Source organism: Calothrix sp. FACHB-168 (assembly GCF_963889195.1).
In the GTDB taxonomy this organism is placed as follows: domain Bacteria; phylum Cyanobacteriota; class Cyanobacteriia; order Cyanobacteriales; family Nostocaceae; genus Aulosira; species Aulosira anomala_A.
The window spans coordinates 229615-247193 of the sequence record NZ_CAWPNJ010000001.1 but is presented as its reverse complement, the minus strand read 5'-3'; the positions used below and the strand labels follow the sequence as shown (position 1 = coordinate 247193).

General features: G+C 38.0%; 14 protein-coding genes. 10 read left to right on the top strand and 4 right to left on the bottom strand.

The features are described 5' to 3' along the window. Window positions 1–47 precede the first annotated feature (47 nt). A complete protein-coding gene (locus tag AACW45_RS01025; RefSeq protein WP_190626793.1) occupies window positions 48–995 on the bottom strand; it encodes a glycosyltransferase in 948 nt (315 codons plus the stop codon). Between the two features lie 298 nt (window positions 996–1293). Between AACW45_RS01025 and AACW45_RS01020 the strand changes: the two genes are divergently transcribed. Next, complete coding sequence (locus tag AACW45_RS01020) at window positions 1294–2514, top strand: glycosyltransferase family 4 protein (protein WP_190626791.1); 1221 nt, start codon at window positions 1294–1296, stop codon at window positions 2512–2514. Window positions 2515–2648: 134 nt separating this feature from the next. On the opposite strand, the gene AACW45_RS01015 is transcribed toward AACW45_RS01020, so the two are convergent. From AACW45_RS01015 to aroF, 3 genes are all read right to left on the bottom strand, one after another. Next, window positions 2649–2981, bottom strand: a complete 333-nt coding sequence (locus AACW45_RS01015; RefSeq protein ID WP_190626788.1) for a hypothetical protein — start codon at window positions 2979–2981, stop codon at window positions 2649–2651. A gap of 920 nt (window positions 2982–3901) precedes the next feature. Continuing rightward, on the bottom strand, window positions 3902–4552 hold the full coding sequence (locus AACW45_RS01010; RefSeq protein WP_190626786.1) for a PEP-CTERM sorting domain-containing protein: 651 nt from the start codon (window positions 4550–4552) through the stop codon (window positions 3902–3904). 754 nt (window positions 4553–5306) lie between these two features. Further along, window positions 5307–6179, bottom strand: a complete 873-nt coding sequence (gene aroF, locus AACW45_RS01005) for a 3-deoxy-7-phosphoheptulonate synthase (protein WP_190626783.1) — start codon at window positions 6177–6179, stop codon at window positions 5307–5309. A gap of 714 nt (window positions 6180–6893) precedes the next feature. Here aroF and AACW45_RS01000 point away from each other — a divergent pair. The 9 genes from AACW45_RS01000 (at window position 6894) to AACW45_RS00960 (ending at window position 17501) form a co-directional block, all read left to right on the top strand. Continuing rightward, window positions 6894–7382: a hypothetical protein gene (locus tag AACW45_RS01000; protein ID WP_096642774.1), complete on the top strand. Its 489-nt coding sequence runs from the start codon at window positions 6894–6896 to the stop codon at window positions 7380–7382. Between the two features lie 491 nt (window positions 7383–7873). Then, a complete protein-coding gene (locus AACW45_RS00995) occupies window positions 7874–8572 on the top strand; it encodes a pentapeptide repeat-containing protein (RefSeq protein ID WP_190626781.1) in 699 nt (232 codons plus the stop codon). A gap of 143 nt (window positions 8573–8715) precedes the next feature. Continuing rightward, entirely contained in the window at window positions 8716–9729 is a 1014-nt protein-coding gene (locus AACW45_RS00990) for a FecCD family ABC transporter permease (RefSeq protein ID WP_190626779.1), read from the top strand. A 57-nt stretch (window positions 9730–9786) separates the two neighbouring features. After that, window positions 9787–10563, top strand: a complete 777-nt coding sequence (locus AACW45_RS00985; RefSeq protein WP_096642777.1) for an ABC transporter ATP-binding protein — start codon at window positions 9787–9789, stop codon at window positions 10561–10563. Between the two features lie 785 nt (window positions 10564–11348). Continuing rightward, window positions 11349–11552: a hypothetical protein gene (locus tag AACW45_RS00980; protein WP_190626777.1), complete on the top strand. Its 204-nt coding sequence runs from the start codon at window positions 11349–11351 to the stop codon at window positions 11550–11552. A 474-nt stretch (window positions 11553–12026) separates the two neighbouring features. Further along, window positions 12027–12785, top strand: coding sequence for a DUF5995 family protein (locus AACW45_RS00975; RefSeq protein ID WP_190626775.1), 759 nt, complete (start codon window positions 12027–12029; stop codon window positions 12783–12785). 516 nt (window positions 12786–13301) lie between these two features. Continuing rightward, window positions 13302–14153 carry a mechanosensitive ion channel family protein gene (locus AACW45_RS00970; protein ID WP_190626773.1) on the top strand — a complete coding sequence of 284 codons (852 nt, stop codon included), beginning with the start codon at window positions 13302–13304 and terminating at the stop codon, window positions 14151–14153. A 371-nt stretch (window positions 14154–14524) separates the two neighbouring features. After that, window positions 14525–15475, top strand: a complete 951-nt coding sequence (locus AACW45_RS00965) for an ABC transporter ATP-binding protein (RefSeq protein WP_096642780.1) — start codon at window positions 14525–14527, stop codon at window positions 15473–15475. 133 nt (window positions 15476–15608) lie between these two features. Continuing rightward, window positions 15609–17501 carry an ABC transporter permease gene (locus AACW45_RS00960; protein ID WP_190626771.1) on the top strand — a complete coding sequence of 631 codons (1893 nt, stop codon included), beginning with the start codon at window positions 15609–15611 and terminating at the stop codon, window positions 17499–17501. The last annotated feature ends 78 nt before the right edge of the window (window positions 17502–17579 follow it).

Here is a 17579-nt window from a genome sequence, read left to right as displayed (position 1 = left end):
GCACTATTGCATAATTTGCTTATCTTGATATCTTGGCAGGAAACACTCTAACCCTGTACCTTTCGCAACACATTAAACATCTGATAACGCAACCCATCAGGTAACAACGATAAACCTAACCCAGTCCAAGCTTTAGTTTTAGAAAAAGACTTACCAGCTAACACCAACTCCCTACCGACTTGGATTTCACCTTTTTCTATCAAACGCAAACCTAATAATAACTTAGCTTCTGCTAGCCGAGTCTTTCTCGTAATCTCTAATTTCTCTGACTCAAACTTATAACTTTCTAAATAGCAAATCTTATCAAATAAATAAGGAATCGCGCGATTAATACCTTGCTGTTCTGCATGGTAGCGATATTCCATCAATAATTCTGGTAAATAATAGCCTTTTTTCCCCGCCAAAGCTAACCGCACAAATAAATCATTATCTTCACAATTTTGCATATTGGGAAGCATAAACCCCAATTCTTGCAAAGTTTGACGCCGAAATAATGTTGCACCAACTTGAAAGCTTTGATGAATAAAAACAACCTCTAATAAATTATCAACAATACCAGCCGATAATTTGCTTCTCCCCCAGCGACGAGAATTTTCCTTAGTCAATTCATCATTTCTGGTGTTGTGAATATCGATAATCCAGTGATCGGTACCAACAAAATCAAGGCTCGAATCTTGCTCAAGAATAACAACAGTACGCGCTAGAAAATCTGGTGTAAGTCTATCATCATCATCAAATTTAATAAAATATTCGCCCATAGCTGCATTAAAGCCAGAGCGCATATTATTACTTTTACCAACATTTTGCTGATGACGAAGATATTTAATGCGCTTATCTGTATACTTTGACATCAGATTGGGTGTACCATCACTAGAGCCATCATCACAGATAATTAATTCAAAGTCCTGATAACTCTGCTGCATTACACTTTCAATAGCGTAAGGCAATAAATTTACTCTATTAAAAGTAGGAATACAAATACTAATTTTGCTCACAATAAGTAAAAGCTTTAATAGATAAAAATTAGCCTACATACTAGTATTCCCAATACTACGTTTATCTTAACACTAATATTAAAAATATTAACCGCGAAAATACTTAGTTAAGTTTTACCTAAAACCATAAATTATAGTTAGGGTTGTCAACCGTGATGTACTAACTCTTGCTCAGTTTTGATTGACTGAATTTCTAGCAAAAATATATAAGGGTTATTCGTGATGACAATCAAGGTTAACTGAAGTCATTGTATATATATGATTGCTTTTATTGGTGTTATTACAGACATCATTTTATATGAATATACTCATGCTATCTTCTACTTTTCCCTATCCACCCACGCGGGGGGGAACCCAGGTGAGAACTTTTAATTTACTCAAATATTTGAGCCAACGTCACCATATTACTTTGCTAACTCAGCGCGATCGCACTGTTACAGAAGCGGAAATAGCAGGATTAAAGGATTGCGTAGATATGGCGGTGATTTTTGAACGTCCCTCAGAACTCGACACAACTGACGGAATATTCAAGAAACTCCAACGCTTCAGTTCATTTTTGCAACAGGGTACACCGCCGAGTGTACTTAGCCGCTATTCTATTGAAATGCAAGAATGGATTGATCGTGCTGTTGAAGCAGAAAAATATGATGCGATCGCTTGCGAACATAGCGTGAATGAAATTTATATTCGTCCTCATTTCCAAAAACAGCTAAGAACTGTAGTTAATATCCACAGTTCAGTCTACGGTAGCTGCTATAACCAACTCGCCACTGGTATTTCCGAAAATAAATTGAGAGATCAAATTAATCTGCCACTTTTACGGCGTTATGAGCAAAACTACTGCTCTAAGTTCTCTGCAATTGTCGTCACAACCGCAGAAGACAAAATCCAATTACAAGAATTTAACCCTAATAGTGAAATTACGGTAATTCCCAATGGTGTAGATTTAGTATCTTTTCCTTATAGAAAAAGCGATCCGGGAGGACATCGCTTAATATTTATCGGTGCAATGGATAATTTAGCCAATATTGATGCAGTGTGCTTCTTTAGTCAAGAAGTACTACCAGAAATCCAGAAAATTTACCCCGATACCACTTTAGATATTGTCGGTAGTCATCCAGCACCAGAGGTTTTAGCATTGAAAAAACAACCAGGAATTACTGTGACTGGGCGCGTACTTTCAATGGTAGAGTATTTACACAAATCAACCGTCTGCATTGTACCAATGCGGACGGGTTTTGGGATTAAAAATAAAACTTTAGAAGCAATGGCTGCTGGTGTACCGATAGTAGGAAGCGATCGCGGTTTAGAAGGGTTAGCTGTAGATGGTAAAGATACACCACTAAAAGCGCTCAGAGCAAATACACCAGCAGATTATGTGACTGCGATTAGTCAACTATTCGATGTTCCACAACTACGACATGAATTGTCTGTTCGTAGTAGAGAACTTATAGAAACAGAATTCACTTGGGAGATTGCTGGTAAACACTACGAACAAGTATGTTCTCCTCAGCAATGATTAGGGAACAATCGCGATCGAGTATAAACAACCAATGGGTAGGAGTCACAAATATCTATCTTTTTTGTCCTCCTTGTCCTCCTTGTCTTCCTTGTCTCTTTTGTTCACATATCAAATAAAATTGCGATATTTAATTACTGTTCCATTGTCGGTACAGGAAAAATCCTACTCGATATGGGAATACGTGGATTGGATGGTGTAGCTGTTGTAGTTGCAGCAGCATTTGGAGTGGTATTATCAGAATTTTCAGATAAAATATCTGGTTTCTTATTTGTTGAACTGCTAGAGTCAGAGTTATTAGATACAGCTTTTTCTGAATTAGTAGATAACTCGGAAGAGATGGGACTAGTGTGATTAACATTGCTGTTATGCACTTCTGCCAAGACTTGCGCTTGAGCAGGGATAACAACAAAAGCAGAAAATGTTGTAAAAATTAGGGGTGTCAGCTTATTAAAAAATTGGGACATATTTCTGAATTTTTTGGGAAAATGTTACTAATGAAAAATCAAGTTTTAGTTATCAACAAAGAGGAAATTTGCATAAATATACTCTTTGACCAGATATATTATTTTTTGCAGTTCTCTGGTGTAACTAATAAAAATATAAGCTGAGTAACATTTCCCATATAAGAGGAATTCTACGGATTTTTTGATAGGCAATTATTTTGTTATTGTTAAATACTAATTTATCTTTTGAACATAAATCAAAATAAAATATGAGGTTTTGAATAACTACAGTAAGATTTCTGAATGCTGTTTAAATCTCTACGCTGCAAAGGTCATGCTAATAAGCGGTTAGCTAAAATTAACTTTAAAGTTGCTTGTCTAGGCAATCTTAACAACTTTACAGTGGATAATATTTTATTAATTTTGGTTATATCTTTACAAAATTTGAATTAAGAGGAATCTCTGCACCAGAGCTAAAATTGAATTTATTATGTAGGCTAAAATTTAGGGTGCGTTACCCTGAGCTAACGCACCCTAGTACAGTCTTATTGTTAAGGTTTAATTACAAAAACATAAAATTTTAACTTTGATTAATTAAAAAATTATCTTTTTTTATTACTAGCACAATGAATATTAAAGAGATTTTGCAAGTGAGAGAGGCTAAATCTAGCTTGAATTAAGGTAGAAAAGCTATGAGAAAAGCACCCTGTAACTATATAAAAAGTTCAATCAACTGCTGATTAATGGTAGGTATCAATTTTTGACAACTCTGAAAAAATGCTATCGAGCTACAAACTTGCGAAATCTGGAGAAATAGGTTTCTCTGTTGAGGTAGATAAATGGTTAGATGCAACAAGGACAATCCACTATAAACAATAACGTTTTCGTTCCGTGCTTTACCAACTTCAATTACTCCACATGAGAGTTATTGAAAGAGCTAACTAGGCTGTAACCTTCTTTTTAGCTAGGTTTTGGACTTGTTTTTTCTTCAAAGCAACTCCCATTCCTAAAGCTGTTACAGATCCTAGAATGGTTAAAGGTTCTGGTACATTTGTGGCTTTAATAGTCATTGAGAAAGATCCGTCTTGCTCAAATTGGTTGACAGTAAAAACTCCCTTCCCTAGAGCCGAGCCATTTTTAACAAAAGTTCCCGTGAAGTCTTTAATGACACCTATGGCAGTATCATTAATGGAAAATTTATCCACCTCAAATGGGTTTTTTATGTTAAATTTCAGCCCATCACTAAATTTAATGAATGCGTTGCTTGCAGTCCCTGAATATTTGGCATTTGATCCTGTTGCGGTTGGATTAAAGCTGTTTAAAGCTAGAGCAATATCAGATATCAGAACATTTTGCCCTTTGTAACCGGCGAAAGTCCCTGTTGATGAATTTGTAACTCTGGAATCGGTAGGATCAAATTTGATGGTGTCAGTAGCTGACGGTGTTGCTTGAGGCCCGTTAACAAATAGTCCTGAGCCTGAAATATTGAGGATTCCATTTATTGAAGCTGCTTGAGCTGGTGCTAGTGTGCTACCTACAGCCAACGTGCCACAAGTTAAGGCAATTCCAACACCTATTGTTTTGAAATTCATTATTTTCTCCTTTGAACAATAATTTGTTTAGTCGAATCTGCAAACATTTTCAACACAAGAACATTAAGTTGGTATTGTATTTGGCAAGCATTCATTGCCTGAATTGTATAAGCTTTGACTAGCAGTTACAGGCATGAACTAACCTGACTGTTGCAGATATATCTCTATTATTCAGTATTAATCCGGAAAAAACGTAAAGTTTTGATGAAAGTAACACGTTTAATTATTAACTTTATTTAAAGTAGTAATTATCCCTATATAACGGATAATTACTTTAGACTACTTACTTTATTAAGAAACTTTGAAATGTATAGTTAATCTAAAAAAATTAGAAAAATCAGCTAACAGATAGATGGCAATACTTTGACAGTAGTATTAAATGAACGACTGACAAAGAATAGAACGCTAAAAATAACCTAAATACTGTAATAAATTGAGTTGTTGGCTTACTAACTGCATTATTGCTGGACGGTACTCCGCAGTCAACACATAGCCATGTTTGTGTCTTGAATGATATAGCTGTTGACTGTTGACAGTTGACAGACTTAAAAGACTTTTATTGTCAGGGTTTTATCTTAGATTGATGTCCTAATCTATCTGGCTACAGCTATAAATAAAATATCCAACCAATCAGGGCTTGTTTGCCAACTGTTGGTTGGATATTTTAAACAGGCGATCGCCAAATTTGCGTCACCCTATATTTAGGTAGCCTGTCTCTAAATTTCTCAGGTGAAATATCGCCCTGAAGGATAATTTAAGCAGCACAAAAAATCGGGGCGGATTTTAAATTTTCCCCGATTGATTCCGAAATATTTCGCCCAACAGCTGTAGCTAGAGGTTTTAAACTAGCAACCAAATTCACCATATCTTCTAAAGATAGAGCTTGACGCGCATCGGAAACAGATTGTTCTGGTTCTGGATGACATTCAATAATTAATCCATCTGCACCACAAGCAACAGCTGCTTTAGCCATAGGTGCGACTAATTCACGCTTACCAACGGCATGGGATGGATCTACAATTACAGGTAGATGAGTAATTTGCTTGAGAGCTGCTACTGCTCCTAAATCTAAAACATTGCGAGTGTAATTATCAAAGCTGCGAATACCTCTTTCGCAGAGTACTACATGGGGATTGCCGTGACTTAAAATATATTCTGCTGCCATGACGAATTCTTCAATCGTCGCTGCTAGCCCGCGCTTGAGTAATATTGGTTTATTAACTTGTCCTAAAGCTTTGAGTAAATCGAAGTTTTGCATATTTCGGCTACCAACTTGCAACATATCAGCATGGGCAGCCACTATATCTATTTGGGCAATTGACATAACTTCAGTAACTACTGGTACATTGTAGCGCGATCGCACAGCTGCCAAAATTTCTAGCCCGTCTTCTCCCATGCCTTGAAAAGCGTAGGGAGATGTGCGCGGTTTGTAAACACCGCCACGCAAGGCTTGTACAGGTGCAGCTGCTAACTTTTGGGCTACAGTTTCCATTTGCTCTAAACTTTCTACCGTACAAGGGCCACCAATAATAACAATTTCTTCACCGCCAAAGCTGACTGTTTCGGAAAGTTTAACAATTGTTTTGTGGCTGGTGTGGCATTGTGCAGCGAGTTGAGCATGAATCATGGGAAATTCTCCTTGTAATTAGTTATCAGTGTGAATTGGTTAATAAAAAAGCCCGGAATCTCGTTTTGAGAGTTCCGGGCGCGTTCTGAATCATCGACATGACGCTATCTACCCGGAACTTGCTCTAGGCCAAAAGTAAAAACCATAAAACCAGCTACCGAAATAGATCGCGATCATAAAAAGCTCCTAAAAAACAAAAACCGCAGAGTTTGCTCTGCGGTTCACCGGGCGGTTTCCATTAGGAAACTTTATTCACCGCCGGTGAACCGCCTTTTGCCAAAAATAAAAGTAAGATTTGCTGTTGAACATTTTTAGGGTACGCAACTAGATAATATTTGATGTAAATCAATGTAAACCTTATATAGAGTCCACCATAACAGACACAGTTGGCGGCGTCAATACCTCCACAACTCTCAAAAAAGGGTTAAACTCAGTACTATTGCGCCAACCAAGACAGTTTCCTAGCTTGAAAATAGCGTTGACTGTTGACTGTTGACTGTTGACTATTGACTCTTAAGAGAAATTTTCATGCTGGGTTGTGGGATTTTCCCGTGATTGACTGCCTTGTAAACCGTAGGATTTATATTAACTTACCAGTATTTTTGGGTCATGGGTTATGGGAAGCGATTAACTCTCAAATATCTAAAAATTCAGCGTTTTTGTCAAATACCGCACAGACCCTATTACCTCACTAGTGACACTTAAGTATATATGATGCCTCGCTCCAAACTTTTAGCCACATCTTTCGACTATCAAGGAGTTTACCCTTGCCCGGTTTGTCGTGTTGGTAAGATTACTCACATGCCCTTGATGGAAGCAGTTGCTTGTGATTTCTGTCAAGAAATTTTTACTGTCAACCTCGAACAACAGCAAATCAAAATGGCTTCTCGTCAACCTCCTTTGATTTGGCGTTGGAATGGTTTTAGTTGGACAGAAGCCCAGTTAGAAGGGGTGGAACTTGGCTGGGGCTATGGTTTAGCAGCTATTGCTTTCATACTATTACCCACAACTTTGATTGGCATTATAGCTTACAATTTTCCGCCAACTCCCCATCAATTTATTACTTGGGTTCCATATATCTGGACTATATTGACTTTTTTGTTACATTTAGCAATTATTCTTTGGATTGTGATTGAGGTTTATCAAATTCCCGTCACAGCATATTTAAGAGCGATAAATCGCTGGAGAAGTAGACAAATGTAGATATAGGTAGAGGTAGAACTATGAATATTAACTATTAAGTAAAGCCTGGCATAAAATCGTGGCTGATTGAGGGTGGAAAATAAATTAAGGTTTTTGCTAATTTCTGCGTCAGTCCTGAGTTTACGCAGCCGCAGAATTATTCTTGATGCTAATGGTGGTGCGCCCGTAAAAGGTTATTGATGGACTGAGTTAGTCGCTACTGGCTTGTATAATAACTATGTAAAAGTTTTTTGCTGTCGGCAGGCACTCCTGATAAAATTGCCGTACTGCATCAGTTAGCATGTTAATATAGCTTTTTTTTAGCTGAAACCTGCTGCTGCTCAAATATGATGTTGAGCAACTCCAGGAGCTAAAACTATTTTCCCTGATAGTAAAAATCTCAACTTACATACGATCGTAAATATTCTATTTAAATAGATATTTAATCATGAATTAAGCCGATAGAGGGATGCATTACTCATACTTAACTTGATTGTCAACTAAAACATCTTATGAGCGAGTTGGAACGGTATTATAGAATCTTGGAATTAGAGCCTGGGGCCACAATTGAGGAAGTGAACCAGGCTTATAAAGATTTGGTTTTTGTTTGGCATCCCGATCGCATTCCCCAAGATAATGTCCGTTTACAACAAAAGGCGCAGGAAAAAATTAAAGCAATCAATGAAGCGCGAGATAAATTGCGTTCGCTAAAAGTTAAGCATCAATCGCCAACTTATTCACAGCCTTATTCACCACCTTACGCACAGTCTTATTCATCACCATATTCACCACCACCTCCGCAACCGAAACAGCCAGCACAAACTAACTATCAAACAGCACAGAAAAATCCCGATTTGAGTGGACAAGATTTTAGTCGGGCAAATTTGAGTAACAAAGATTTATCGGGGAGAAATCTGAGTTTTGCTAATCTGAGTGGGGCAAATCTCAGCGATACTTTTATGCACAAGGTGAATTTGCGAGGAGCCAATTTATCGGAAGCAAATTTATTTAGAGCTAATCTACTTTTAGCGGATATGCGGGAAGCAAATTTACGCTCTGCCAATTTAATCGGCGCAGATCTCAGTGGCGCTGACTTGCGCGGGGCTGATTTAACGGGGGCGCGGATTCGTTCTGGCGATCGCCTATTGGTAAAATTGATTGGTGCTAACTTAGCTGGCGCGATTATGCCAGATGGTGCAATTCACAGTTAACCTCAAGTCAAGTTCACAATCAGCATTTAATTCCTGACTCCGGATTAACTAAAATTAAGGTGATGTCTGCATTCCTAACCTGGGATAGGCGTTTAAACTTCAGTTGAGAGGAATAGGCGCTAGACTTATCCTTAATCGTTAAGATGAATAAATCGATACAGTTAATTTTTACTAAATACCGTTTACTTTGGGCTGTTTTACTATTAATGACAGCACTGGTAGTAACTTTAGCCCTTTCTCTGTCTCAAGGTGCAGTACCTTTGAGTGGGCGAGAATTATGGCAAGCAATTCTTCATCAAGGCGATCCGATTAAGCAGACAATTCTCTGGGATTTGCGGCTACCGCGCATTGTCGCCGCTTTAATTGTCGGTGCGGCGTTGGGAATGTCTGGTGCGTTGCTCCAAGGAATGTTACGTAATAGTCTGGCCGATCCTTTTATATTAGGTATTTCCGCAGGTGCAGGGCTAATTGTCATAGTTATGGTGGTGCTGCAAATCTTTCCGGCGGCGATTCCCTTGGCGGCGTGGCTAGGAGCAATTTTAACTTCAGCGATCGTGATTTTTCTCGGTCGTGCAGGTTCGGGAATTGCGGTGGAGAGGTTAATTTTAGGCGGAGTTGCTGTTAGTTCTTTGTTTGGTGCGGTGCAAAGTACATTACTGTTATTAGCTGAAGATGGTCAAATTCAAATAGCCCTGAATTGGCTAGTGGGTAGTTTAAATGGCCGGGGTTGGAAAGAAATTACTACGGCTGGCCCCTATATTATTTTGGCTTTGCTGGGGGGATGTTTGCTGGCGCGATCGCTTAACGTGTTAGCTTTGGGTGATGATTTAGCTTTAGGTTTGGGAGTATCATTAACGCGATCGCGTTTATTAATTGGTGGTGTCGCTACTTTACTCGCCGCCGGTGCAGTTAGCATTAGCGGGTTAATTGGCTTTGTCGGCCTTGTTGTTCCCCACGGTGTACGCCTAATTATCGGCACAGATCATCGCTTCGTCTTACCGCTTTCCGCCTTAGCTGGTGCATGGTTACTCATTTTTGCCGATTTACTCTCAAGACTGGGAGCCATAGAATTACCTGTAGGTTCCGTCACCGCTTTGCTAGGTTCACCTTTATTTATCTGGTTACTTTATCGCCGTTCTTCTGGGATGGAAAGATAAATAAATCATTCAAAATCATCCCATGCCCCATGCCCCATGCCCCATGCCCCATGCCCCATGCCAATAGAATTACAAAATCTCACAGGCGGTTACAGTAGTACGCCAATTATTCAAAACATTAACCTCTCGTTGCAAACGGGAGAATGGTTAAGTTTAGTCGGTGCTAATGGTTCTGGTAAATCTACATTACTCAAATTACTCAGTCGAATTCTCTCACCACAACAGGGAACAGTACTACTTGATGGCAAAGCAATTCATTCTCAACCACCGAATGTAGTTGCCCAAAAATTAGCTTTGTTACCTCAACAACAAACGGTTCCTGTGGGTTTAACAGTGCGACAGTTAGTCAGTTTAGGACGTACACCGCATCAACCTTGGTGGCAATGGGAATTAACTGCTAAAGATAGGCAACAAATAGAAGCGGCAATTGTCAAAACACAACTAGAAAAATTAAGCGATCGCTTAGTAGAACAACTCTCTGGTGGTGAGAGACAACGGGCTTTTTTAGCTTTAGCCTTGGCGCAGGAACCGCAAGTTTTATTGTTAGATGAGCCAACAACTTATTTAGATATTAACTATCAATTACAATTATTAGAATTACTTAAAACTTTAAACCAGCAACAGAATTTAACTATTGTCACAGTTTTACATGAATTAAATTTAGCTGCTCGTTATAGTTCTCGCATTGCTTTATTAAAACAAGGTTATCTTTGGGATGTAGGAACGCCGGAAGCAGTGCTTACCCCCGACGCGATCGCTCAAGTTTTTGGGGTGGAATCGGTAATTATTCAGACACCTGTGGGGTTACAAGTTTGTGCGATCGCTGCTGTCTAAATATCTGCATCCACAAATACAGCAGCTTATCGTTGATTGTAGGTGCATGGTACTGCCCATACCTGTTAATGTAAGTTAAAAATAGCCTCTTTCTTAGCTTTGTCACCCGCCTGAGAATTCATTCTCAGGCTAATAACCAAAGTAGGGGCGGGTTAAGCGAGATAGTCGTGAATTATTGGAGCATATCTGTGAACCCGCCCCTACTGAAGTAGACTCAAGATTTTGAGGATATTTAGTCATCTTTAGATGACTTTGGCTATTAGCAAGGAACTTCAGTTCCTTGCGGTAGAAGGGTTTCGCTTTAAATTGATAGGTATGGGCATGGCACTTGCGGTAGCTGGGTTTAAGTGCAGAATTTATCTTGTTTTCACAATGCGGCAGCAACAAAAAGGTAAATTAGCTCAACTTATACCCCAGTTTAAATAAATTTAAATTACTCAAAATAAGAACATAATAATATAAACATTTTTATCAAAATCTCATAACTTTTGCTGATTCACCTCTTCACAAGAATCTCACAAGATGTTGTATATCCTTTTCAAATCAAGTACTATCTGACGAAATATGAATTCACCCAACTGGATAATTCTCTAGGAGGTGATGCTTGGTAGGTTCTGCGTGCTATCTCTGGTAATAGCAAGTCTGATGACAGCTATCTATCCCTGGTGCTTAATCGCTGGGGTGAAAAGTTTTATCAGACAACAGCCAAAAGTTAAACCGTTTAACTTGTTAGATGAAAGTACTTATTTTGTCATACCTATTGTAAATGAGGAACAAATATTTATATGTCAATTTGGTTATGGGTTGCTCTTTTATCTTATCTTTTAGGAGCCATTATTCAATGGTTACAACTTAGCAATAAATGTCGTGAATTTGAAGAATACAGTCACTTTCCTTTTGTTTGGGTAGCAGATTTAATTTCAAAATCTACTTGTTTGCTCAAGGCTTTGTTTTGGCCTTATAACTTAATTGTCGATCGCGAAGGATAGATTTTGGTCATTATTGCGTAGATGCGTAGCAGCTTGTCGCTAGACATCGCTATTTGGAAATATACAGCAGATTCCTGTACTTAACAGGTATTACAGATTAGAGAAATTTACTAAGAGAAAACGATAGATTGCTGGGTACAACAATGTTGTACCCATTTTCATAGCAATATTAAGTGTTTTTGCACTAATTTCAAGTTTTTTTAAATCTCAATTTACTACTGATAAGTATAGTTGCCAATAACGTATGTTTTGTTACTCAATATTGGCTTCAGTAGTTCGTATATTATTTGATGTAATGGATACTAGTATTTGGGGATGATTTTATATGTAATTAATTAAGAATTGTAAAGTAAAAATGAGAAAATCCGAATAGGGATCGCTTGGGATTGATTGCAATTATATGGAACACAATGCTTTCTAGTATTGAATGCATTCCAGACTCAATCAAGTTTATCCCTATCACCAGAGAATATTATGTTAGCTAAAAATACTGATGAGGTAATCCAATACTTAGATAACATTATTGCCGAAGCGATCGCAGAACGTAGTCGGAGAGGATTTTTTGCTGCACTATATCGTCAAGTAACTTTGAAAGTCAAGATAGGTATCACACATGGCTTTTTTGACGATGCTGCCAGAATGGAAGAATTCACTACACAATTTGCTAATCGTTATTTTCGTGCTTTGGATGATTACCAAAAAAATATCAAATCAACTCATAGCTGGCAGCTAACATTCGATGCAGTACAAAAACCAGACCTGCTAATTTTACAACATTTACTGCTAGCAATTAACTCTCACATTAATTTAGATTTGGGTATTGTAGCTGCTAAACTTTGTCCTGGTGAAAAAATACATACGCTACGAGATGATTTTATTAAGATTAATGCTATTCTGAATGATTTGCTCGAACCTACAGAGATGGTTTTAGGGCAAATGTCACCGCTAATTGAGATTCTGGATAGATTTGGTGGCAGAAAAGATGAAATTATCTTTAATTTCAGTATTCGTAAAGCCAGACAAGCAGCTTGGAATCATGCCAAAATTTTAGCTTATCAAACTCCTGAGATTCAACAGGATATTATCACAGTAATTGATAGTAAGGTATCATTTCTCGGTCGAGCGATCGCTAATCCGAATCGTACCTTTGATCGGGTTGTCGAACTAATCAAAAAATCAGAGATTGATGATACTGTTGCTATTATTAAGGCTCTCAATAATATTGTTAAATGAAAATATGGCTTTTTAATTGTTTATAGGGTGCATTTTATGGCATTGAACCTGTCAGTTATCATTTATCTTGGATTGGCTTGAGTCGGTTAATGATAGACATTAATTACTTCTTTTCAACTGAATACTACGCAAAATCCATAACTTGATTGTTCGCAGTCATAAAATTGCGATCGCTCTTAACACACAAGATGTCTGCGTGTATAAAAAGATATTAAAACAATACAAATCTTGCTCAAAAATTTTTTGATTACTATCTAGCTAAATATCAACACACTAGCTGGTTAATAAATAGCTTTTATTAGTGAAACCATAGTATAGTGAAGGATTTGCGATATGAGTAGCTAATATCTTATGAGGGTAATAATCAGAGCGATCGCTTGACAAACATTTGCGGAAAATAATTTACGGTTTCATTACATAGGAGACTAAAAAGTTAAAAAAAAAGTATTTCTAGACATTTTTGTGTCAATTAATTGTATGTTTGTTGTGTTTAACAATGAACAAACAAAAAAATTTATGAAGCTTAATGAAATTGGACAAGTTGCCCTTCAACTCTTAACAGAGTTTGGGCTGAAGCTGGTAGGCGCTATCCTGTTGTGGATTATTGCCCAACGATTGATTGACTTTGCCATAAAGTTAATAAAACGCGCTTTCCGCAGCCAAAACGTCGATCCAACACTCATTAACTACCTTCTGAATATTATTTCTGTGACATTGAGAATTGTTCTCATTGTCGCAATTCTTGGTTTCTTTGGAGTTGAAACTACCTCATTTGCAGCTTTATTAGCAGCTGCTGGTGTAGCGATTGGTGCAGCTTGGGGTGGATTGTTAGCAAACTTTGCCGCAGGTGCATTTTTAATTGTTTTTCGTCCATTTAAAGTTGGTGACTTTATCAGCGCCGCAGGTGTTACGGGAACTGTCACAGAAATTGGACTATTTACAAGTAGCATCAATACACTAGATAACATCTTAACGATTGTTGCCAATAACAAAATCTTTTCTGACAATATTCAGAACTTTTCCGCCAATCCTTACCGTCGGGTTGACCTAGTAGCGCAACTGCATCACGATGTAAATCATAACGATGCGATCGCGCGTTTGAAAGCTAAAATTAGCACTATTCCCAACGTTCTCAGAGACCCTGCACCAGATGTAGAAATTATTACCTTCAATTTGGCAGGCCCGGTATTAGCAGTACGTCCTTATTGCAATAACGATCATTACTGGCAAGTGTACTTTGACACCAATAAAGCTATTAGAGAAAGCTTTGGTGAAGCAGGTTATCCAGTTCCCGAACAACGCTATTCAGTTAGTAGTTTATCGTCTAATGGAATTGAGCCGATAATTCCCGCATCAAATATCGGTTAAGACGATAAATTTACATAGTTGAAATAATACCAATCAAAAAATAGGTAAGGTCTAGACTTTACCTATTTTTTTATCTAAAAACACGCTGCGTACTAAGGGACTTCCAAGAAATAAATTATCCAATCTTGTAGGGTGGGCAGCGTTCGACTGAGCGCTCACGCCGAAGTCTTGCCCGCCTTTGACTATGGGCGGGCGAGACGCCCACCCCACAATAAATAGTTGTATATTTTTTATTTGGAAGTCCCTAAAGTTATGAATACGTAATTTAATGAAGTTTGTATAAACCTCGTTACCATTTCTGAAACGAACCTGATAAAGACTGTAGAGACAGGTTAGGTTAACTGTAAATCACAAGCCGCACCCAAGCAGCTATGGTAAAAGAATTAGCAATTCGTACCTCTGGACTGACTAAGCAATTCGATCGACATATAGCGGTCAACGATGTGCATTTAGAGATCCAAGCAGGTGAAGTATACGGACTGATCGGCCCGAATGGCGCAGGTAAAACCACTCTCATCCGCATGTTAGCAGCCGCAGAGGAGCCGACTACGGGTGAGATTTATATTAATGGCGATCGCTTGTTGCGTGATAAAAGCAACCCTACTCTCAAGCGTCGTCTGGGTTACTTACCTGATGACTATCCACTGTATGAGGATTTGACAGTCTGGGATTATTTAGATTACTTTGCGCGGCTATATCGCTTACGGGAACCTCGACGCACTCAACGTCTCCATGAAGTATTAGAACTGATCCAACTGGGTAATAAGCGCAATAGCTTAATTTCTACATTGTCGCGGGGGATGAAGCAGCGTTTAAGTTTAGCGCGCACCATTATTCACGAACCGATTTTACTACTGTTAGATGAACCGGTTTCCGGTCTTGACCCCATAGCGAGAATGCAGTTCCGGGAAATCATCAAAGCTTTGCAAGAAGCGGGGATGACAATTTTGATTTCTTCCCACGTACTAAGTGACTTAGCGGAACTTTGTACTTCTGTGGGGATTATGGAGTTGGGGTTTTTAGTAGAAAGTGCTTCATTGCAGCAACTTTACCAGCGATTATCCCGACAACAAATAGTTTTATCTACTTTGGGGACAATCGAACCACTTTTGAGCGAATTGAAAAATAATCCTTTAGTGGAAGCTTGGGAAGTATTACCCGGAAGGAATAGCGCCAGAGTTAACTTTTCCGGTAAACAGGAAGACTGTGCTGATTTATTGCGATCGCTAATTCAAGCGGGAATTCCCATTAGCAATTTTCACTGCACTCAAGAAGATTTAGAAACTATCTTCCTCAAATTGGGACATAAACAAGCTTCTTAGGCTGGGTACAGTCTTTTACCTAGCTGGAAAATAGCGTTGACTGTTGACTTTTGACTGGAAAGAGATATTTTATCGCGATTAGCTGTCTTAGAAATTACGAATTATTCAGCTTCCTGCTTTGGAGAATTTTCCTATGACATTTAATTTAATAGCCAAAATTGGTGACTGGAATCCGCAACTATTTAGAGAACTGAAAGGTCGCCTAAAAGTTTTCAACATCTTAATTGCTTTGGTAATATCGCTGCTGACTCAACTAGGAGTTTTTATATATCAATTCAGCGATTTTCCAACTAAATTCTATTCCATGTCAGGAGCATACTGCAATCTCAAGCAAGGTTATGAATTAAAGTATAATTCTGTCAATCAAGCTATTTACCAAATTGAACAAAAAATCAATGCCTATACCAGTATTAAAAACTATGATTTGGTAAAAGTTCAGGAATTCAAGGACAAATTAAAACCTCTGAAAGCGCAACATTCTGAGCTTGAAAAAATCTTATATCAAAGCTACTGTCCGCCAGAGCAAATTAATATGCAACTTTGGTGGCAAGACCATTGGCAATATATATATATAACTTTAAGTGTGATGTTTGTCTTCACGCTTTTAGTTACTGGTACTTATTTATTAATTGCCAATTTAGCCCAAGAAGACCGTCGTGGAACATTGAACTTTATCCGCCTCAGTCCCCAGTCAGAACACAGTATTTTGACCGGAAAAATGTTAGGAGTACCAGTTATTATCTACCTCATGGTTTTAGCTGCTGTACCTTTAAATTTATGGTCTGGAATTTCTGCAAATATCCCTATCGGCGCAATTTTTGGTTTCTATGTAGTCCTAATTGCTAGCTGTATTTTCTTCTACAGTAATGCATTATTATTCGGTTTAATTAGTCGCTTTTTTAGTGGCTTTCAACCTTGGTTAGGTAGTGGGTTAGTTCTGCTATTCCTATTTATCACTTTCAATACTATGAGTTATAGTAATGGAGAACTACATCATACAGCTACTTGGTTAAGGCTTTTAAGTCCTTTTGAAATGCTGGGCTATACCTGGCCGAGAAAAAATGAATTATCTTTACAAGAATTGCAATTTTTCTATATCCCAGTAGGTAAAAGCATTGTTGGTTTGGTTGGTATCCATATATTAAATTATGGTGTTGGTATCTATTGGGCATGGCAAGCTATAAAACGCAGATTTCGTAATCCTGAAGGCGCAGCAATTAACAAATTTCAAAGTTATTTGTTAGTAGCCAGCTATCAAGTGATTTTTTGGGGCTTTACTTTACAATACCACAAAAATTATGTCCCTAATTACAAAGAATATACCCGCTATTATGATGTGAATTATCAAATAGGACAAAATATATTCTTCATAGTATTCTTTAACATAGTCCTATTATTTGGATTGCTGGCTATTCTTTCGCCTCATCGCCAAACTATTCAAGATTGGGCAAGATATAGACATCAAAATTCAACTAATTATCGTGATATTCGCGGTGAATTTTGGTTAAAAGATTGGGTTGTAGACGAAAAAAGTCCGTCTTTATTAGCGATGTTAATTAATTTAGCGATCGCCACCACACCAATCATAGTTTGGATAGTAATTGCACCCGTTTTGAATATTCACCATAATACCGCTATCAATTGGGTTAATTCTCTGGGTAGATTCAAGTCTATATCTGGTGTATTTTTATGTATTAGCTTAATGATGATTTACACCACATTAGCTCAACTGCTACTACTAATGAAATCTCCCAGACGTGGTTTATGGGCGACTGGTGCTGTAGTTGCAGCGACTATATTACCACCCGTATTTTTAGGAATTTCCGGTATTACAGTCAGCAATAATCCTGAAGCTTGGCTATTTTTTAACTTTCCTTGGTCTTTAGAAAATTCAGCAATGATGGGTGTTTTTACATCCTTCATCACTAACTTAGGCGTTATCCTGTTGTTAAATATCCAGTTAAACAAGCAAATTAATTTAGCCGGAGAATCAGCAACTAAAGCATTGTTAGCTGGACGCAAGTAAGAGGAATTATTAACTGTTAGCCAATCACCAATCACCAATGACAATTGTACAGACGCGATTAATCGCGTCTCCAACCAA